Source organism: Spongiactinospora sp. 9N601, assembly GCF_044326295.1.
GTDB lineage: Bacteria > Actinomycetota > Actinomycetes > Streptosporangiales > Streptosporangiaceae > Spongiactinospora > Spongiactinospora gelatinilytica.
Genome location: NZ_JBIRBB010000006.1, coordinates 234,397 through 252,946 on the forward strand (window position 1 = coordinate 234,397; position 18,550 = coordinate 252,946).

Here is an 18,550-nt window from a genome sequence, read left to right on the forward strand (position 1 = left end):
TGCTCCGGGCACGTGCAGGAGTGGTGGCGTGATGACCGTGGCACAGGCGGGCGTGCCCGCCGCCGTGGGCGGGCCGGTACGGGCCGGTGGGGTCTTCGCGGCGCTGCTCCGCTTCGAGGCCCTGCGGCTGCTGCGCAGCCCGGTGCTGTGGGCGGCGGCGCTGGCCGTACTGGGCCTTCGCACGTTCAATACCTGGAACTGGCTGGCGGACATGTCGGTGGAGACGATCGACAGCGCCTACGCCGCCCTGCTCATCGCGGCCACGACGCTGATCCTGGCCAACCTGGCCGCGACGCGGGACCGCAGGCGCGGGCTGCCGGAGTCGCTGGGCGCGCTGCCCGGCACGGCGCGGCAGCGGACGCTGGCGGTGACCGTCGCCGCCGCCGGGACCGGCGCGGCGGTCACCGGGCTCACCCTCGGGGTCCATCTGCTGGCCAGGGCGATCCTCGCGCGGCCCGTCGCGGGCCGGTTCGACGTGTACGAGGTGCTCGGCGGGATCGCCGCGACCGCGCTGTTCGCGGTGGCGGGCGTGGCGGTCGGGCGCTGGGTGCCCTCGCTGATCGCCGGACCGCTGGCGCTCGCCGTTCTGGGCTATCTGTCCTTTTTCAACATCGCCCTCTGGAAGGGCGGGTGGCTCGCGCCGATGGTCGCGGTCCCCGGCCCGGAGTGGGGGCAGCGCCCGTCGCAGGCGCACGCGGTCTACCTGGCCGCCGTGGTCGTGGTGATCGGCGTCCTCGGCGTGCTGCGGCACGGGGTGCGGCCGGTCCCCGTGGTCGCCGGGACGGCGGCGCTGGCGGTCGCGGTGGCCGCCGGGGGCGTGGTACTGCGGGACGCCCCTCCGTCGCCGTGGGAGACGTACCCGCCGGACCTGCCCGCCCCGCCCGGTTACGACCACGCCGCCCAGGTGTGCCGCGAGGGCGGCGCGGTGACCGTGTGCGCCTTCCCGGACTACCAGGCGTGGATTCCGGAATGGCGGAAGGTGGCCCAGCCGGTCGCCGCGGCCGTACCGCCGCAGGCCAAGAACGCGATCCCGCTGATCCGCCAGGAGACGCCGGCCCGCCCGGACACCCGAGACGACGCGAGGCCCACCGCGCGCGTCTGGGGCATGCTGCCGCGCCCGGGCGCGGCCGAGACGCCGCGGCCGTACCTGGCCGGGCTCATCGCGGCGACCGTCACCGGGCTGCGCGAAGGGACACCGGGAGAACGGTGGGCCGCCGAGGCCGGCCGGGAGTGCGCCGCCCACGGCCAGGCCCGGACCGTCGTGGCGCTGTGGCTCGCCGGTCAGCGGGAGCCGTTGCTGCCCGCCGGGGAGGTCCGCGTCCCGCTCGGCGAGGGCCTCGTGATCGCGGCCTCACAGCTCGGCGGGGTGCGTTACGGCGAGGCGGAGTCGTCCTACGCCCGGCGGCTGCTCGCCGTGCCGGACGCCAAACAGCGCATCTGGGCCGAATGGGACAGGCTCACGGACCCTCGGACGACGCTGGAGGAGGCGCTGCCGGTGCTCGGCCTGCGCGCGGAATTCCCCATCGCGCGAGCGGAGGGACGGCCGTGCGGCTGAGCACCGTGTTCCAGGCGGTGAGACCGCTCGTGCGCGCGATCGACTGGCTGCCCCCCGCGCTGGCCGTGCCGCTGGGGGTGACCCTCGTCGCGCTGGTCGATCCCGGCAGGGACCTCGATCCGGCGACCGCCGTGCTCGTACTGCGCCCGGCCATGCTGCTGATCGCCTCCACCGGCGGGTTCGCGCTGGTGGACGCCATGACGCCGAGCACCGGCGCGGTGCCGGTGGCCCGCTGGGCGCGGCAGTGGCTGCGCACGCTGCTGATCCTCACGGTGCTGGCCGCCGGCTGGGGCGTGGTCGTGGCGGTGGCATCGGTACGGCTGGCGGACGGCGCGTCACTCCCGGTCGCCGGGCTGGCGGCCGAGGCGGTGATGTGCGCCCTGTGCGGCCTTGCCGGGGCGGCGGTCGCGGTACGGCACGCCGGGGGCCGGCCCCCCGCGCTGGCGGGAGCGGCGACGATCGGCGCGCTGGGCGTCGCCTCGCTGTTCCTCTCCGGCGACCTGTGGCCATGGCCGCTGCCCGGCGCGGCGAGCTGGGACGCGGTGCACCAGCGCTGGCTGGTGGCCACGGTGGTGCCGCTGGGCGTACTGCTGGCCGCACACCGTGACCTGCGCGGCGGGCGGGTGAGGCTCAGGGCGTGGCGAGCGCCCGCAGCACGAACCCGCTGATCGTCTCCTCGGCCTGCTCGACGGTCACCTCGCCGCTGAGCAGCGGCAGCCGCTCGGCCCCGATCAGCGCGAGGATCATGCGGGCGGTCTGCCGCGCGGGGCCGGTGCGGAAGTGGCCGGAGGCGGTGCCGCTCTCGATGATGCCGACCAGGATGTCCTGCATCGGCGCCACGTGGTCGGCCAGCCGCTGGTAGGCGTCGGGCCCCAGGGCCGCGGACAGGTCGGCGGGGCCGGGGTGGGGGTGGGCGAGCAGCCCGTCGAGTTGCAGCCGGACGAAGGCGCGCAGCCGCTCGGCGGGCGAGGCCCCGGCCGGCAGCTCCCGCTCGTAACTCTCGATGAAGTAGCCGGTGACCCGCTCGGTGAAGGCCAGCAGCAGGGCCGCCTTGTCGGGGAAGTAGTTGTACAGGGCGGTGCGGGTGATGCCGGCCTCGGCCGCGACGTCGGTCATCGAGATCTCGTCGATGCCCTGCGACCTGGTCAGCCGGGAGACGGCCGCGAGGATGCGATCACGCGTCTGGGCGCGGTGTTCTCCGATCGTGGCGGCCGAGATCCGGGGCATCTGACAATCGTCGCACAGCGCCGGTCGGTACGCCTCAGGCCGCGGGCGCGAGGTGGCCGAGACCTGCCAGCAGTTCGCCGTTGAGCCGGTAGGCCAGCAGGGTCTCCTCGATGATCCGCGCCCGCTCCCCGGCGTCGATGGGCAGGGCGTCCAGGCGGCGGCGGTACTCCTGCTTGAACCGGGGGCGGCTGGGGATTTCGTCGAAGATGTAGAAGTCGGCGCCGCCGCCGCGCTCGATGCCGTAGATCCGCTGCAGCCTGCTCCTGACGACCTGCCCCCCCGACAGGTCGCCGAGGTAGCGGGTGTAGTGGTGGGCGATGTAGCCGCCCGGCCAGGCGGCGGTCCGCTCGATCCGCCCGGCCAGCTCGCGGGTGGCCGGGACCGGCTCGATCAGGTCGCGCCAGCCCGGGCCGTGCAGCGCGGTGAGGTCACGGGTCAGGGCCTGGAGGCGGTACAGCTCGGGAAAGACGAAGCGGGCCGCGATCGGGTCGTCGGCGAGCGCCTGTGAGACGCCCTCCAGGGCCTGGTAGACGAAGTAGTGCTGGGCGACCATCGCCGCGTACGCCTCGCGGGGCAGCCGCCCGTCGAGCAGGGCGTTGATGTAGGGCAGGCCCGCGACCGCGTCGTGCTCGCCCCACGTGGCCTCGCGCAACTCCGCATAGAACGACATCAGGGTGGCTCCTCGATCGTGCGGGTCCTTTCCCGACACAGTGTCACAATGATTGCGACGTCACGTCAACACGAAAACGACACGACGTCATGAAAATCGCCGTCCGCGCAGCGCCAGCACGGCCGCCGCCAGCGCCGCGGCGAACAACGGCAGCCACGCCGCGCGCCACAGCAGCCACTGCGCCGAGACCGGCGCGTCCAGCAGCCCGGCCGCCCGCCCGAACGGCAGCAGCGTCACCGCGGCCACGACCAGCACCGTCTGATGCCACAGGAAGACCGGCATCGCCGACAGGTTCGCCACCGCGACCGCCGCCCACACGCGCGGCCGGCGCGCCAGCCGGGTCAGCGGCCCGTGGGCGAGCAGTGCCGCCCCGGTCTGGGCGATCCCGAAGCACACCCCGGCCAGCGAGGGCGGGCCCAGGTTGGAGATCGCCGCCCCGGTCACGCCCACCATGCTCGCGGGGTAGCCGAAGGCGGCGATCAGCAGGGCCGTGCCCGCCGCACCGGCCGTGAGCATGGCCACCGCCGTACCGCGCCGGGCCAGCCCGCCCCCGGCCCAGGCCATCCCGAGCAGGTACGGCACCAGCCATCCGGCGGCCAGGTTCGCCCACCCCGCCCACGCGGGACCCGCCAGTCCGAACCGGACCACGTCCACCGCCACGACCACGCCGGCCATCCCCCCGGCCGCGGCGACCGGCCGGACCCGGGCGAGCAGCGGCGTGGCCAGGGTGAGCACGGTGAACACGGCGAGGAACCACAGCGGGCCCAGCGCCGAGACCGCGAAGGACCGCAGCGTCCCCCGGGAGATCCCCGCCGAGGTGAGCGCGAGGGCGAGTACCGCCCAGAACACCGCGAGCGGCAGCACCGGCGCGAGCAGCCGGGCCAGGCGGCGGCGCGCCCACGGCAGGTACCCCTCGCGGGCCGACCGCAGGCCGCGCGCGGCCGAGTACCCGCCGACGAAGAAGAACACCGCGAGCGTCTGCAACACCCACGACATCGGGGCCAGCGCGGGCATGGCGGTCAGCGGGGAGGCGATCCGCAGAGCGCCCGCCTGGTCCGTGGCCCAGGCGGTGACCAGCCAGTGGCCGAGCACCACGCCCGCGATGGCGAGCGCGCGCAGCGCGTCCACGCCGCGGTCGCGGGTGTCCGGGGTGGCGGCGGCGATCTTTTCCGCGAAGCCGGCGATCCGGTCAGGCATGGGTCACCTCGCCGGTCCGCCCGAGCGCGATCAGCGTCAGGTTGCGCAGCGAGACCCCGCCGGGCTTGAAGTATTCGCTGTGCGTGGCCCGGCCGGTCGCGAACACCGTGGCGCCGAAGCCGGGCGCGGCCGGGTCCGGGCCGAAGCCGAGCGGCCCGAGCCGGCACTTGGGCACGTTGCGCATCCAGTCCGCGCCGCCCAGCCCCGCCCACAGGCGCGTGCCGCCGAGCGCGAGATCGGCGGCCGAGTCCGCGCCGAGCCCGGGGCTGCCGTACACCACCAGGTCGCTCACCCCCAGGCCGGGCACGGCCTTCGCGCACAGCACCGAGCCGTAGCTGTGGCACAGCAGCACGATCCGGGCCGCCGGGTTGGCGGCGCGCACCTCGCCGACCGTGCGCCGCAGCGCCGCCACGCCCGCCTTCGCCGCGGTGTCGGTGAGCACGTCCAGGCTGACGGTCCGCGGGGAGGCGTAGCCCAGCCAGGCGATCGCCGCCAGCCCGCCCTCCGGGGCGAGGGTGCGCGCCTCGGCCAGCAGCGCCCGCGCCGCGCCCCCCGGCGTGCTGTACACCGCCCGCCTGCCGCCGTCGAAGGTGCGGGCGGTGGTGTCCGCGCCCGGGACGATCACCGCCACGTTCCGCGCGGTACCGGGGGCCTCGCCGTACGCCTTGGTGAGCACGGCGGGCCGGGCCACCGCCGTGGGCGCGGACACGGGGCCGGCGAGCGCCGCCCCCGCGGTCGCGGCGACGGCCAGCACGACATGTTCGCGCCGGAGCATCGGCGCCTCCTGTCCTGTTCCCTGGGGAATGATCAGGACAGGAAGCTATGGACGGGCCGGGGTAATCCGCGTCCCGCGACGGGGTGGACCTCGCGCTACCCCCCGCGGGTGACGCCGTCACCCCCGGGCCGCACCAGCCCAGTCTCGTAGGCGTGCACGATGGCCTGGGCCCGGTCGCGCAGCGACAGCTTGGCGAGCACCCGCCCGACGTGCGTTTTCACGGTCTGCTCCGAGACCACCAGCTCGGCGGCGATCTCCTGGTTGGAAAGGCCCTGGGCGACCAGGGACAACACCTCGGTCTCCCGCTCGGTCAGGTCGGCGAGGCGCTTGACGGCGGGCGCCCTCGGGCCGCCGAGCCGGGCGAACTCCGCGATCAGCCGCCTGGTCACGGTGGGCGCGAGCAGCGCCTCGCCCTCGGCGACGACGCGCACCGCCTCGGCGAGCTGCTGGGCGGAGGCGTCCTTCAGCAGGAAACCGCTGGCGCCCGCGCGCAGCGCCGCGTACACGTAGTCGTCGAGGTCGAAGGTGGTCAGGATCAGCACCCTGGACGGCAGGCCGGGGACGGCGCCGATCCGGCGGGTCGCCTCCAGCCCGTCCATGCCCGGCATGCGGACGTCCATCAAGATCACGTCAGGGCGCAGTTCCACCGCGCGGGCGACCGCCTGCGCGCCGTCCGCCGCCTCGCCGACCACCTCGATGTCCGGCTGCGCGCTGAGGAAGACGGTGAACCCGGTGCGCACCATGCCCTGGTCGTCGGCGATCAGGACGCGGATGGCCAATGCTCCTTCTCGATGGGCAGCGTGACCGTCACCGCGAATCCGCCACCGGTGATGGGACCGGCCTCGAACGTGCCCCCCAGCATTGTCGCGCGTTCGCGCATGCCGATCAGCCCGTGCCCGTCGGGGGAGGGGGGAGCCGCGTCCTTGACCCCGGGACCGTTCACCACCCGCAGGCGCAGATCCCGCCCGGCGCGGTGGACGTCCACGACCATCGCGCTGCCGGGGGCGTGCCGCATGCCGTTGCTCAGCGATTCCTGCACGATCCGGTAGGCCGACACGCCGACCGCCGCGGGGACGTCCCCGTCCGGGACGTCCAGCGACAGCGAGACGGTGAGACCCGTTCCCCGGGCGGTGGTGATCAGCTCCTCCAGCCGGTCCAGGCCCGGCTGCGGGGCCGTGTCGATCCTGCCGTCCTCGTCGCGCAGCACGCCGAGGACGCGGCGCATCTCGGCCAGGGCGGTGAGGGACAGCCCGCGGATCTGCGCCAGCCCCTCCTCCAGCCGCCGCGCGTCGCCCGCCGCCTGCATCGGCACCGCCTCGGCCTGGATGGCGATCACCGACATGTGGTGGGCCACCACGTCGTGCAGTTCGCGCGCGATCCGGGACCGCTCGGCCAGCACCGCGCGGGCCGCGTCGGCCCGGTCGGCCCGCCGCTCCTGCACGGCGAGGCGTGAGGCCGTGCTGCGCCGCACCCGCGCGCTGTTGCCGAGCGTGGCGGCCATCGCGACCAGAGGTACCACGAGCATCAACGAGCCGGGGTCCATGCCCCAGGCGACGATGGCCGACACCACGCCGATGCCGATGGAGGTCTCCCGGTCGGTACGTGCCGCCGCCGTGTACACGCACGCCAGATAGGTGATGGCGGTGGCCATCGAGTACGGCGGGTTGCCGAGGATCGGCCTGACCAGGAGGGAGGCGAAGGGCAGCATGACCACCATCACCCGCCAGGCCGCCAGGGGCCGGGTGCGGCGCAGCGCGAGCGGCAGCGACCAGACCGCCGCGATGAAGAGGGTGGCGAGAGGGTCGAGATAGGGCCGGTCGGCGTCCGGGTCGCTGATGAAGAACCGGTTGACGGTCTGGACCTGGTCCTGGGCGAACCAGAACAGCACCAGGACGAACGCCTGCTCGGCGACGAGCGCGACCTTCGCCACATCGTGCGGCACGAACCGCCTGAGGGGCTTGGGTATCCGCAGCACGAGGCGGTCCAGGCGGGGGGTGTCGGGAGGCGCCGGGCCGGCGACGCCGGTGACCAAGGCCGCCAGGATGGGGGCCGCCAGCGCGGGAAGCCGGTCCTTGGTCGATCGGAGCCGCCTGAGCACCCGCCCACACTAGACCGGGCCGGACGGGAAGGGCGTCATACCAGGGGGTGATCCGATGTCACACTCCCGTACTGCTTACATACTTACGATCGCTGTGAGCGAACAGGCTCAAGCTCGGGAACAATCCGGGGCTCTCAATACTTGAGTCGGTATAACTCAACCTTTGGAGATCGCATGAGTGAGAGCTTGATCCTTCCGGTCCTCCCGCTGGACGACGCGGTCGTGCTGCCCGGCATGGTCGTCCCGCTGGACCTGTCGGACCCCGAGGTTCGCGCCGCGATCGACGCGGCCAGGGCGGGCACCTCGGACCGCAAGGACGCACACGTGCTGCTGGTCCCGCGGGTGGACGGGAAGTACGGCCCGGTGGGCGTGGTCGCACTGGTCGAGCAGGTCGGCCGGCTGCCGGGCGGCGAGCCCGCCGCCGTGGTGCGCGGCCTGGACCGGGTGCGAGTCGGCACCGGCACCACCGGGCCGGGCGCGGCCCTTTGGGTGCAGGCCACCGCGATGGAGGCCGTCCCCGCCGGGGAGCGCGCGAACGAGCTGGCCGCCGAGTACAAGGCGCTGGCCACCACGATCATGCAGAAGCGCGGCGGCTGGCAGGTCGTCGACGCCATCAACCAGATAGACGACCCGGCCGTCCTGGCCGACAGCTCCGGCTACGCCCCCTGGCTGAGCACCCAGCACAAGATCGAGCTGCTGGGCGAGCCCGACCCGGCCGAGCGCCTGGCCCGGCTGGTCGAGCTGGCCCGCGAGCACCTGGCCGAACTGGACGTCGCCGAGACCATCCGCAAGGACGTCCAGGAGGGCATGGAGAAGCAGCAGCGGGAGTTCCTGCTGCGCCAGCAGCTCGCCGCCGTCCGCAAGGAACTGGCCGACCTCAACGGCGACCCGGCCGACGAGGAGGACGACTACCGCGCCAAGATCGAGGCCGCCGACCTGCCGGAGAAGGTGCGCGAGGCCGCGCTCAAGGAGGTCGACAAGCTGGAGCGGACCTCCGACCAGTCGCCGGAGACCGGCTGGATCCGCACCTGGCTGGACACGGTCCTGGACATCCCGTGGAACGTCCGCACCGAAGACTCCTACGACATCTCCGCGGCGCGCGAGGTGCTGGACGCCGACCACACCGGGCTCACCGACGTCAAGGACCGCATCATCGAGTACCTGGCGGTCCGCAAGCGCCGCCACGACCAGGGCCTCGGCGTGATCGGCGGCAGGCGCAGCGGCGCCGTGCTGGCGCTGGCCGGTCCTCCCGGGGTCGGCAAGACCTCCCTCGGTGAGTCCGTCGCACGGGCGATGGGCCGTAAGTTCGTCCGGGTGGCCCTGGGCGGCGTCCGCGACGAGGCGGAGATCCGCGGGCACCGCAGGACGTACGTGGGGGCGCTGCCCGGCCGCGTGGTCCGCGCGATCCGCGAGGCGGGCAGCATGAACCCCGTCGTGCTGCTGGACGAGGTGGACAAGCTGGGCGCCGACTACCGGGGCGACCCGACCGCCGCGCTGCTGGAGGTGCTGGACCCCGCCCAGAACCACACCTTCCGCGACCACTACCTGGAGGTCGAGCTCGACCTGTCCGACGTGCTGTTCCTGGCCACCGCCAACGTCCTGGAGGCCATCCCCGGCCCGCTGCTGGACCGCATGGAGGTGGTCACCCTCGACGGCTACACCGAGGACGAGAAGGTGGCCATCGCCCGCGACCACCTGCTGCCCCGCCAGCTGGAGAAGGCCGGGCTCGGCGCGGACGAGGTGACCCTGGAGGAGGGGGCGCTGCGCAGGCTGGCCGCCGAGTACACCAGGGAGGCCGGCGTCCGGTCGCTCGAACGGTCGATCGCCCGGATCCTGCGCAAGATCACCGCGTCGCTGGCCCTCGGCAAGGCCGAGCTGCCGATCCGGGCCGGGGCCGATGACCTGGTGGAATACCTCGGCAGGCCCAGGCACGTGCCGGAGTCCTCACTGCCGGAGGCCCGCCAGCGCACCTCGGTGCCGGGCGTGGCCACCGGTCTGGCGGTGACCGGCGCGGGCGGCGACGTGCTGTACGTCGAGGCGTCCCTCGCCGACCCGGAGACCGGCTCGACCGGGGTCACGCTGACCGGCCAGCTCGGCGACGTGATGAAGGAGTCGGCGCAGATCGCGCTGTCCTACCTGCGCTCGCGCGGCGTGGAGCTGGAGCTGCCGGTCGGGTCGCTGAAGGACCGCTCGGTGCACGTGCACGTCCCCGCGGGCGCGATCCCCAAGGACGGCCCGTCGGCCGGGGTCACCATGACCACCGCGCTGGCGTCGCTGCTGTCCGGCCGGCCCGTGCGCGGCGACGTGGCGATGACCGGTGAGGTCTCCCTCACCGGCCGGGTTCTGCCGATCGGCGGGGTCAAGCAGAAGCTGCTCGCGGCCCACCGGGCGGGCATCACCACGGTGCTCATCCCGGCGCGCAACGAGCCCGACCTCGACGACGTGCCGGAGGAGGTGCGCGCGGAGCTGACCGTCCACGCGGTGAGCGACGTACGCGAGGTGCTCGACATCGCCCTCTCCCCGGCCCACGTCACCCAACCGGCCGCCGCCTGAGGGCGGGTCGCTCGCCGGGCACGGCCCGCCAGGGGCCGTGCAGCAAGGGCCGGACGCCGGCGCGGGTGTCCGGCCCTTTGGCGTGCGGCGGTATTCGAGAATTGTGATTTATGTTACTCCTGTGGTGGGAATAAATTCCTGTTTTGGGCCCCCTGGAGTCGTGTGGGAGATAACGATCTTGCGAATAGTCCGGATTTGTCGGGCTTTCAAGTGCTTTGTAAGTGTTTGTCAATCTCGGGCTGGGAGTCTTGGTCGGTCAGACACCCTTATCTCCCGAGAGGACCGAACGTGCGATTCGTCAGCCGAATCCTCATCGGCATAGGCGCCGCGACGGCGATTGCGGTGGCCGCCCCGGTCGCCGCCAACGCGACCGTCGTTCCCGCCGCCGGCGCCACTGCCGGCACCGCCGCCACCGGAACGACCCAGTGGGGCCCGTACTACTCCTCCGACCACAAGGCCAAGGCGAGCGGCGAGGTCGGCGTCGAGCGCAGGAACCACAAGATCTACTACAAGAAGAAGCACACCAAGTGGGTCAAACACTGCTGGTGGCACAAGGGCACCAAGAAGTGCAAGCCGGTCAAGAAGGTCTGGTGGACCAAGCACTCCAAGTGGGTGCGCGGCAACCACTTCACCGTGGACAGCAAGCTCAGCAACCACAAGCGGTGGGGCGACCGCCGGTACCGCTGCGCATGGGAGACCTTCAAGGTCGAGACCTTCGACGGCTCGTCGTACCACCGGTCCTTCGACAACTGCGGCAGGTACCCCGAGCGCCACAGCTTCGATGGCAAGAACGCCGAGCGCATCTCGGTCAAGGTGAGCCGCGGCAACGGGCACTCGCCCAAGGGCGGCTCCGGCGGCTGGCACGAGATCTACAGCGCGTCCTGACATCCGCCGCGCGGACCGGGGCCGTCAGGGGCCATCTGAGGCCCGGTCCGCCAGACGACGCCGAGGCCGCCGCTCCCTGAGGCCGGGGGCGGCGGCCTCGGCGCGTGCCATGCCGGTGTGCGCCCCGCCGTTGAACCTGGCGAAGATCCCGGCCAGCTCCGCGGCGCTGTTCACGCCGAGCTTCTGGTAGGCCTGGTTGCGGTGGTTCTGGGCGGTACGCAGGGAGATGTGCAGGCGTTCCGCGACCTCCCGGTGGCTGCGCCCGGCCGCGCCGAGCTGGGCGACCTCCAGCTCGCGCACGGTCAGGTCGGGCGCGGCCAGGCAGCGCAGCGCCGGAGTGCCCGCCCGCGGGCAGGACGCGGCCAAAGACCACGCCTCGGCGGCGGCCCTGCGGGCGCCCCGCTCGTCGCCGGCCCGGCGCAGCGCGCCCGTCGCCTGCGCGGCGGCCTCGGCCGCGTGCAGCATCAGGCCGAGCCGCTCGAACCCGGTGGCCGTCGCGAGCAGTGCCCCGCCGTCGCCGTCGGCGAGCGCGGCGGCGTGCCGGGCGGCCAGTCGTACCCGCTCGCCGTCCTGGACCACGGCCAGCTCGGCCAGCCGCGCCCGCACCGGCGCGGCGCGGCCCAGGCGCACCGCGTCGTGCAGCGCGATGTGCTCGAAGCCGGGCAGCCCGGCGGCGCGGCAGTCGGCCGCCGCGCCCAGCGCGAGGTCGATCGCCCTGCTGGTCTCGCCCAGCGCGGCGGCGATCCAGACGCGGGTGAGCGCCACCCACCGGCCGAAGGCGGTCCAGGTGGTGCGGTTGCGGGCCAGCGCCGCCTCCAGCGTCTCCTGCGCCGCCCTGCCGTCCCCGCACAACGCCTGCGCCAGCGCGTAGGCGCCCAGGCACCCGCCGACGGTGACCGCGGTCTCGTGGTGCGCCGGCGCGTGGAGTACGGCGAGCGCGGTGTCGAGGTCGCCGCGCAGGATGGCGGCGTGCCCGCGGGACAGGGCCAGGCTGCCCTCGCCCCGCGACCAGCCGCGCTGCCCGGACACCGCCGCGGTCATGGAGGCGGTGGCCTCGCCCACGACCGCGAGGTCACCGCTGAACAGCCCGCACAGCGCCCAGGTGGAGTGCAGGGGGGAGACCAGCGCGGGGATGGTGTCCCGCCAGCCCGCCATGCCGGCCAGGGCCTCGGACACGGCCGCCAGCGCCTCCGCCGTACGGCCCGCGTAACACAGCGCGAGCGCGTGGGCGTTGAGCGCCTGCGCGCGCACCGGTGCGCTGAGCGGGCGTTCCAGTAAGGGAGCGCTCCAGGCCAGCGCGGAGCGCGGGTCGGCGGCGGAGGCGGCCAGGCCGACCCGGCGCACGGTGATCGCATCGCGCCTGGCGGGGTCGGTGACGGTGCCTTCGGTACGCGCCAGCAGCGCCATCGCCTCGGGCAGCCGGTCCGTCCCCCACGCGAGATTGCTGGCCCTGGCCAGGGCCAGCTCGACGCGGGTGGACTCGTCGGCGGGCTCCGGCGTCGCGTCCAGCACCGCGCGGGCGCGGTCGGGAAGCTGGGCGTGGTCGAGCAGGTTGGCCAGCAGGATGGCGGCCTCGACGCCGCCGCCCGCCGACAGCGCGGCCTCGGCCAGCCGGACCGCGAGCGGATAGTCGTGCGCGGCCCAGGCCAGCCGGCAGGCGGCGACCAGCGGCTCGGGGTCGGCACCCAGGCCGCTCTCCAGCCGCCATACCGTGCCGCGCAGCACGTCTTCTCTGCGCCGCATGCCGGTGGCCGCCACGACCTGGACCAGGTCGGCGTAGCGGCGCCGGCGGCGCAGCCCGGGGCAGCGCTCGCGGGCCACCTCGCCGTAGAGCGGATGGCCGAGCCGCGCGACCTCCCGCCTGTCCTCCATGGCCACCCTGATCAGCCCGCGTTCCTCGGCGAGCAGCACGGCCTCCTCCGAGACCAGCGTGCTCAGCGTGCGCGCCCCGATCGGCTCGGCGAACGCGGTGAACTCCAGCACCGCCGCGAGCGGGGCCGACAGCGTGCCGATGCGGTCGCGGATGAGTTCGTCCAGCCGGGGGGCGAGCGGCGTGTCCCCGGGCGCCGCGTCGGCCAGCGGAGCCCGGGCGAGGTGCCACATGCCGCGCAGCCGCTGGAGCGTTCCCGCGGCCAGCGCCGAGTCGACGATCTCGTGCAGGAACAGCGCGTTCCCCTCGGTCACCCGGCACAGATGGACCACGGTCGCCTCGTCCGGCGGGCCGCCGAGCGCGGCGGTCAGCAGCCGGCGGATGTCGCCGTCGCCCAGCGGCCCGATGTCCGCCCGCCTGGCCAGGTGGTCGCGCCACAGCGCGGTCACCGTGTCGGGGGCGGGCTCGCCGCTGCGCAGGGTGGCGACGACCCGGGCGCGCCCGGTGGCGACCAGTGAGTGGATCACTCCCGCCGAGTGCCCGTCCAGCAGGTGCGCGTCGTCCACGCCGAGCACCGGCAGCCGTCCGCCGGCTCGCGCGATGATCTCCTCGGCCGCCCACCGCAGCGTGTTGCCCTCGGGCGCCCGCGCGGGCAGCAGATCGGCCAGCGCGCCGTTGGGGATGCCGCTGGTCGCCTTGGTGGCGCGAATGCGCAGCACGGTGTGGCGGTCGTCGGCCAGCCCGCGTAGCACCTCGGCGGCCAGCCGGGACTTGCCCACCCCGGCCGCGCCCACGATCACGACGCCGCGCGCGGCCCGATCACGGGCGAAACGGATCAGTGTTTCGAGTTCTTTGTCACGCCCCGCGAACGGCCACGTCTTCATGCGCCCCTCCCACCCAGGTTTGGATATTACGCTCTTGTAGGCAATTTGGTGATCCTTTATCGTCCCTTTGTGAGGCGCTGGGCGGCGAAATACAGCATCGATTGCCCCGGGTGTGCGAATCGCTCTCTCGCGCGTGAGCCCGATGGGCCGCATCGGTCATTCCTGCCGCCGGAACTGGCGCCGTACGCGACGGCTGTGTGCCAGATGTGCGGCCAGGTGCTCTTCCTGGCGGCCGAGGCCGCCGAGGTCGATCCGGACCGTGATCCGGACGGGCTGCCGCCGCGCCGGGCGCGCGTCCTGTGGCCCGTCGCGGCGGGCCGGGCGCGCGCCGCCGTACCGCCCGCGCTGGCCCGGGAACTCGCCGAGGCCGAGTCCTGCCTGAGCGCCGGGGCGTACACGATGACGTTGGTGAACGTGCGCCGGCTGCTCGAAGGGGTGTGCGCGGATCACGGGGCGGGCGGGCGCACCCTGTACCAGGGGCTGCGCGAACTGCGCGCCCGGGGGCTGGTGGAGGGACGGCTGGCGGCGTGGGCGGAGGACCTGCGGGAGGTCGGCAACGCCGCCGCCCACATCAGCGGGGCCCCGGTGACCAGGCGGGACGCCGAAGACGCGATCATTCTCGCGGCGGCGTTAGTGGATCACTTATATGTGGTGAATCGGAGATATGCCGAATTTCGGGCACGCCGTGGGCCGGTCCGCGGCGCTGGGGCGGCCCTTCGCGAGACACCGGCGATGAAACTGCTGCGGAAATCCCGCGTCCCATTTAAGTCGCGTCAATATACGCACGATCCGGGCAGGGCCAAATCCCGGCGGCATCTGGCGGCCGAACTCGGAGTGCCCGCCGCCCGGGTGCTCAAGGCGGTGATCGCCCGCGTGGACGACCGGCCGGTCGCGGCCCTCGCCCCGGCCTCGCTGGACATCGACCTGCCCGCGCTCGCCGGCGCGGCGGGCGGGGCCGCGGCGCGGCTGGCCGGGCCCGCCGAGGTGAGCCGGCTGAGCTGGGCGACGGCGAGCGAGGTGGTGAGCCCGCTGGCCCTGCCGTACCTGGCGGTGGTGGCCGACGAGACGGTCGGCGGCCCCGGGGCCGTCTACGTCTCCAGCGGCCGGCACGGACTGGAACTCGAACTCGACCCCGGCGACCTGATCCGGGTCATCGGCGCCACCCTGGCCCGCATCACCACACGATGACCTCCCGCCCGCGCGGCCGTGTTCGGCGCCCGCGAAAACTTTCCGCCTGCGTACGGGCGGGCGGAGCAGGGGGCGTGAGCATGGGAGATAAGGCGGGTGTCAGGGCGATTCGATCTTGTCTTTCCGCAGCTTAGCGCGGTTTTACAGGTGATTTGTCACTGTTGAGACGTACCGGTCGGCCCCATAGGGCGGTCGCCACGACAGTGGGGGAAACCTGATGAGCACGAACGAACCGAACGAGCAGGGGCAGGAGCGGCCGGACGGCTGGACCCAGTTCGGGAAGGTCCCGCCGCGCGCCGGTGGGTTCCCCGGCAGGGCGACCCCCGCGCGACCGCCGCAGGAGCCGGGCGAGGCCGCCCCCGGAGGGGACACGGCGGTGTTCGCGTCGCCGTCCGGGCCGGGTGGTTCCGCAGGCACCCCGGGCCCCGGCCCCGAACAGGAGACGACGGTGGTGCCGGGCAAGGCCAAGGGCGGCTTCTCCGGGCGGCAGAAGGCACTGGCGGGCCTGGCACTGGCGGCGGTGGCCCTCGGGGGCGGGGTCACGGGGGCCTTCGCGGCCACCGCCTTCGGCGGCGATCGCACCGTGGTGAGCAGCCCGGTGCTCAGCCCGGTCGCCGACTCCGGCGCGGGGACCGTGGCCGGCGTGGCGCAGGCCGTACAGCCCTCGGTGGTGTCCATCCAGGCCGGGAACGGCGGCGGCTCCGGCGTGGTCCTCAGCGCGGACGGCCTGATCCTCACCAACAACCACGTCGCCGCGCTGGCCGGTGGCGGCGCCGAGCTCACCGTCAGGTTCAACGACGGCCGGACCGCCAAGGCGACGGTCAAGGGCACCGACCCGGCCACCGACCTCGCCGTGCTCCAGGCGAGCGGCGTGTCCGGGCTGACCGCGGCGTCGCTGGGCGACAGCGACCGGCTCAAGGTCGGTGACTCGGTACTGGCCATCGGCAGCCCGCTGGGCCTGGCGGGCTCGGTGACGGCGGGCATCGTCAGCGCGCTGAACCGCACGGTCAACGTCGGCGGCGAGGAGCCGCCCGGTCAGCAGTTCCCGCCCGGCTGGGGACGCGAGCGGCGCCAGGAGCAGCCGAGCGAGCCGACGACCATCGGCGGCGCGATCCAGACCGACGCCGCGATCAACCACGGCAACTCCGGCGGCGCGCTGGTCAACGCGAGCGGGCAGGTCGTGGGCATCAACACGGCGATCGCCACGGCGGGCAGCGAGGGCAACATCGGCGTGGGCTTCGCGATCCCGATCAACACCGCCAAGAAGGTCGCCGACCAGCTCATCAAGAACGGCGACGTACGGCACGCCCAGCTCGGCGTGACCGTCCAGGACTCCACGGGCGGCACGGCAGGGGCACTGGTCGGCTCGGTCGCCGAGGGCAGCGCCGCCGCCAAGGCGGGCCTGCGGCAGGGCGACCTGATCACCAAGATCGACGACCGGCCGATCGACGCCTCCGACACCCTGGTCGGCATGATCCGCGGATTCGGCCCCGGCCAGCAGATCACCATCACCTACGTCCGCGACGGCCAGACCCACACCACCAAGGTCACCCTCGCGGAGAAGACCGAGTAGACGCGGATCCCCATTCGCCGAAAGAACGCGCCCCCGGCCCACAGGCCGGGGGCGCCGCCGTCATACGAAGGCCCGCGGCCCGCCGCCCCGGGCCACGAGCCAGGTGCGGCCGGCGGGCGGGACCCCGCTGTACAGGAGGTCCAGGACGCGCAGGACGACGAGGTGGCGGTGCCCGCGGGCCGGTCCCCGGCCTGGCGACTACGGCCCGGCCCGCGTACGCGCCATCGCGGCAAGCGGCCGGACGCGGTGTGCCATGACGGGGCGGTGGTGATCGGGGGCCGGGCGGTCGCCGGGGGTGGGTCGTGGGGGCGTGCTGGTCAGGGGCGGGAGGTGAGGGCCTCGGACTGCCAGAGGTCGCGGTAGTAGCCGGGGACGGCGAGGAGTTCGGCGTGGGTTCCGAGCTGGGTGACGCGGCCCTCCTCAAGGACGACGATCTCGTCCACCCGGTCCAGGCCGCGCAGCCGGTGGGTGACGATCAGGGTGGTACGGCCGTGCGTGGCGTCCAGCAGGTCGCTCATCAGCGCGTCGGCGGTCGTCTCGTCCAGGGCTTCGGCGGGCTCGTCGAGCAGCAGGATCTCCGGGTCGTACAGCAGGGCGCGGGCCAGCGCCAGGCGCTGGAGCTGGCCGCCGGAGACGGTGCGGGCGTCCTCGCCGAGCTGGGCGTCCCAGCCGGTCCGCTCGACCCAGCGGTCCAGCCTCGCCCGGCGTACGGCCGAGCGCAGTTCCTCGTCGTCCGCGTCCGGCCCGGCCAGCCGGAGGTTGTCGCGCAGCGTCGCCTGGAAGATGTAGGGGTCCTGGGTCAGGCCGGTGATCCGCTCGCGTACCGCCTCGGGGGTCAGGTCGCGGATATCGGCCGAACCGCCCGGGCCGGTGAGCCGGATGCCACCGGACTCCGGGTCCACAAGGCGCATCAGCACGGCCAGCAGTGTGCTCTTGCCCGCGCCGCTCGGGCCGACCAGGGCGGTCCGCTTGCCCGGGGTGAGGGTGAGGCCGACACCATCGAGCGCGGGGGCGCGGCCCTCGCCGTGCCGTACCACCAGGTCGCGTACCTCGACGGTGAGCGGACCGGCGGGCGGCTCGGCAGGCGCGGCGGGCTCGGCCACGGCGGGCGGGGTGGCCCGCACCTCGCGCAGCCGGCGCAGCGCGGCGGTGATCCCGGCCAGCCGTTCCCCGGCCGCCGCGAGCGGCAGCACCGGCTCGAAGGCGACCAGCGCGCTGAGCGCGAGCACCGCGGTGGCCACCTGCCCGGCGCCCGCGGCCTGCGCGGCGAGCACCACGCCCGCCACGGTGAGGCCCTGGGTCAGCACGCCCGCGGCCAGCGCCGCGGCGTTCGTCCTGGACTGCCGCCGCTCCAGGGCGGCCAGCCGGCCGTCGGCGGCGTCCGTGGCGGCCAGGGCCCTGCCGTTCGCGCCGTAGGCGGCGAGGTCGGCGGCGCCGTGGACCAGGTCGGCCACCCGGGCGGCCAGCTCGGCGCGGGCCGGAGCGATCGTGGCCGACCAGCGCCGGGCCGCGCCCGCCGTACCGGCGGGCAGCAGTACCCCGGCGACGAGCAGCCCGGCGAGCAGGATCAGGGCCGCCGCGGGCAGCAGGAACCCCGCCAGCACGACGGCCGCCGCGCCGGTGATCAGCGCGGCGATCGCCGGGAGCAGGCAGCGCACCAGCAGGTCCTGGACCGCGTCGGTGTCGTCCACCATGCGGCTGAGCAGGTCCGCGCCGCCGTGCGCGAGCGGGCGGGCCGGGACCAGCGCGTCGTACAGCCGTTCCCTGGTCGTGGCCTGGGCCCGCAGCGCGACGTCATGCCCGGACAGGCGCTCGGCGTACCGGAAGACGCCACGGGTGGTGGCGAACGCCCGGACGGCCACGATCGCCACGCTCAGCGCGGCCAGCGAGGGCTGCTGCGCGGCCCTGGTGATCAGCCACGCCGCCGACGCGATCAGGCCGAGCCCGGCCAGGTCCGCCGCGGCCCCGGCAGCGGCGGCGACCACCAACCGCCGCCGGCCGCCCCACCCGATCACCCCGCCCCCGCGCCCGCTCACAACCCCGCTCCGGCAGTGACGGCCCACATCGGGCGCGGC

Annotated in this window: 14 protein-coding genes; 6 read left to right on the plus strand and 8 right to left on the minus strand. The window is 74.4% G+C overall.

Translation table 11 applies throughout. From position 1 onward, the window contains the following. The first annotated feature begins 31 nt into the window (after positions 1-31). Together ACH34R_RS16075 and ACH34R_RS16080 are read left to right on the plus strand one after the other, a co-directional pair. A complete protein-coding gene (locus ACH34R_RS16075) occupies positions 32-1,555 on the plus strand; it encodes a hypothetical protein (protein WP_397562217.1) in 1,524 nt (507 codons plus the stop codon). After that, the gene (locus ACH34R_RS16080) at positions 1,546-2,223 is read left to right on the plus strand and encodes a hypothetical protein (RefSeq protein ID WP_397562218.1); all 678 of its coding nucleotides are present in this window, start codon (positions 1,546-1,548) and stop codon (positions 2,221-2,223) included. Before ACH34R_RS16075 ends, ACH34R_RS16080 begins: the two co-directional genes overlap by 10 nt. On the opposite strand, the gene ACH34R_RS16085 is transcribed toward ACH34R_RS16080, so the two are convergent. The 6 genes from ACH34R_RS16085 to ACH34R_RS16110 form a co-directional block, all read right to left on the minus strand. Continuing rightward, on the minus strand, positions 2,186-2,782 hold the full coding sequence (locus ACH34R_RS16085) for a TetR/AcrR family transcriptional regulator (protein WP_397562219.1): 597 nt from the start codon (positions 2,780-2,782) through the stop codon (positions 2,186-2,188). The two genes, ACH34R_RS16080 and ACH34R_RS16085, sit on opposite strands and share 38 nt — an antisense overlap. Positions 2,783-2,816: 34 nt before the next feature. Further along, positions 2,817-3,452 (minus strand): heme oxygenase (biliverdin-producing), encoded by a 636-nt coding sequence (locus tag ACH34R_RS16090; protein ID WP_397562220.1) that lies wholly within the window; start codon positions 3,450-3,452, stop codon positions 2,817-2,819. Between the two features lie 87 nt (positions 3,453-3,539). Beyond that, positions 3,540-4,649 carry an acyltransferase gene (locus tag ACH34R_RS16095; RefSeq protein ID WP_397562221.1) on the minus strand — a complete coding sequence of 370 codons (1,110 nt, stop codon included), beginning with the start codon at positions 4,647-4,649 and terminating at the stop codon, positions 3,540-3,542. Then, positions 4,642-5,424 carry an alpha/beta hydrolase gene (locus ACH34R_RS16100; RefSeq protein WP_397562222.1) on the minus strand — a complete coding sequence of 261 codons (783 nt, stop codon included), beginning with the start codon at positions 5,422-5,424 and terminating at the stop codon, positions 4,642-4,644. The genes ACH34R_RS16095 and ACH34R_RS16100 overlap by 8 nt, the downstream gene beginning before the upstream one ends. A gap of 95 nt (positions 5,425-5,519) precedes the next feature. Further along, positions 5,520-6,203: a response regulator gene (locus tag ACH34R_RS16105; protein WP_397562223.1), complete on the minus strand. Its 684-nt coding sequence runs from the start codon at positions 6,201-6,203 to the stop codon at positions 5,520-5,522. After that, the gene (locus ACH34R_RS16110) at positions 6,185-7,522 is read right to left on the minus strand and encodes a sensor histidine kinase (protein WP_397562224.1); all 1,338 of its coding nucleotides are present in this window, start codon (positions 7,520-7,522) and stop codon (positions 6,185-6,187) included. Before ACH34R_RS16110 ends, ACH34R_RS16105 begins: the two co-directional genes overlap by 19 nt. 174 nt (positions 7,523-7,696) lie before the next feature. Here ACH34R_RS16110 and lon point away from each other — a divergent pair, with 174 nt between their 5' ends. Together lon and ACH34R_RS16120 are read left to right on the plus strand one after the other, a co-directional pair. Beyond that, on the plus strand, positions 7,697-10,075 hold the full coding sequence (gene lon, locus ACH34R_RS16115; protein WP_397562225.1) for an endopeptidase La: 2,379 nt from the start codon (positions 7,697-7,699) through the stop codon (positions 10,073-10,075). A 288-nt stretch (positions 10,076-10,363) separates the two neighbouring features. After that, positions 10,364-10,960, plus strand: a complete 597-nt coding sequence (locus ACH34R_RS16120; protein ID WP_397562226.1) for a hypothetical protein — start codon at positions 10,364-10,366, stop codon at positions 10,958-10,960. A gap of 24 nt (positions 10,961-10,984) precedes the next feature. On the opposite strand, the gene ACH34R_RS16125 is transcribed toward ACH34R_RS16120, so the two are convergent. Beyond that, positions 10,985-13,714, minus strand: coding sequence for a LuxR C-terminal-related transcriptional regulator (locus ACH34R_RS16125; protein WP_397562227.1), 2,730 nt, complete (start codon positions 13,712-13,714; stop codon positions 10,985-10,987). 216 nt (positions 13,715-13,930) lie between these two features. Here ACH34R_RS16125 and ACH34R_RS16130 point away from each other — a divergent pair, with 216 nt between their 5' ends. After that, on the plus strand, positions 13,931-14,902 hold the full coding sequence (locus ACH34R_RS16130) for a DUF4145 domain-containing protein (RefSeq protein ID WP_397562228.1): 972 nt from the start codon (positions 13,931-13,933) through the stop codon (positions 14,900-14,902). A gap of 217 nt (positions 14,903-15,119) precedes the next feature. Continuing rightward, a complete protein-coding gene (locus ACH34R_RS16135) occupies positions 15,120-16,475 on the plus strand; it encodes a S1C family serine protease (protein ID WP_397562229.1) in 1,356 nt (451 codons plus the stop codon). 317 nt (positions 16,476-16,792) lie between these two features. On the opposite strand, the gene cydC is transcribed toward ACH34R_RS16135, so the two are convergent. Continuing rightward, positions 16,793-18,511, minus strand: a complete 1,719-nt coding sequence (gene cydC / locus ACH34R_RS16140; protein ID WP_397562230.1) for a thiol reductant ABC exporter subunit CydC — start codon at positions 18,509-18,511, stop codon at positions 16,793-16,795. Positions 18,512-18,550: the final 39 nt, after the last annotated feature.

Coding starts and splice junctions, on each gene's coding strand:
- ACH34R_RS16075 (WP_397562217.1), top strand. CDS start 32: ATGACCGTGGCACAGGCGGGCGTGCCCGCCGCCGTGGGCGGGCCGGTA.
- ACH34R_RS16085 (WP_397562219.1), bottom strand. CDS start 2,782: ATGCCCCGGATCTCGGCCGCCACGATCGGAGAACACCGCGCCCAGACG.
- ACH34R_RS16090 (WP_397562220.1), bottom strand. CDS start 3,452: ATGTCGTTCTATGCGGAGTTGCGCGAGGCCACGTGGGGCGAGCACGAC.
- ACH34R_RS16095 (WP_397562221.1), bottom strand. CDS start 4,649: ATGCCTGACCGGATCGCCGGCTTCGCGGAAAAGATCGCCGCCGCCACC.
- ACH34R_RS16100 (WP_397562222.1), bottom strand. CDS start 5,424: ATGCTCCGGCGCGAACATGTCGTGCTGGCCGTCGCCGCGACCGCGGGG.
- lon (WP_397562225.1), top strand. CDS start 7,697: ATGAGTGAGAGCTTGATCCTTCCGGTCCTCCCGCTGGACGACGCGGTC.
- ACH34R_RS16125 (WP_397562227.1), bottom strand. CDS start 13,714: ATGAAGACGTGGCCGTTCGCGGGGCGTGACAAAGAACTCGAAACACTG.
- ACH34R_RS16135 (WP_397562229.1), top strand. CDS start 15,120: ATGAGCACGAACGAACCGAACGAGCAGGGGCAGGAGCGGCCGGACGGC.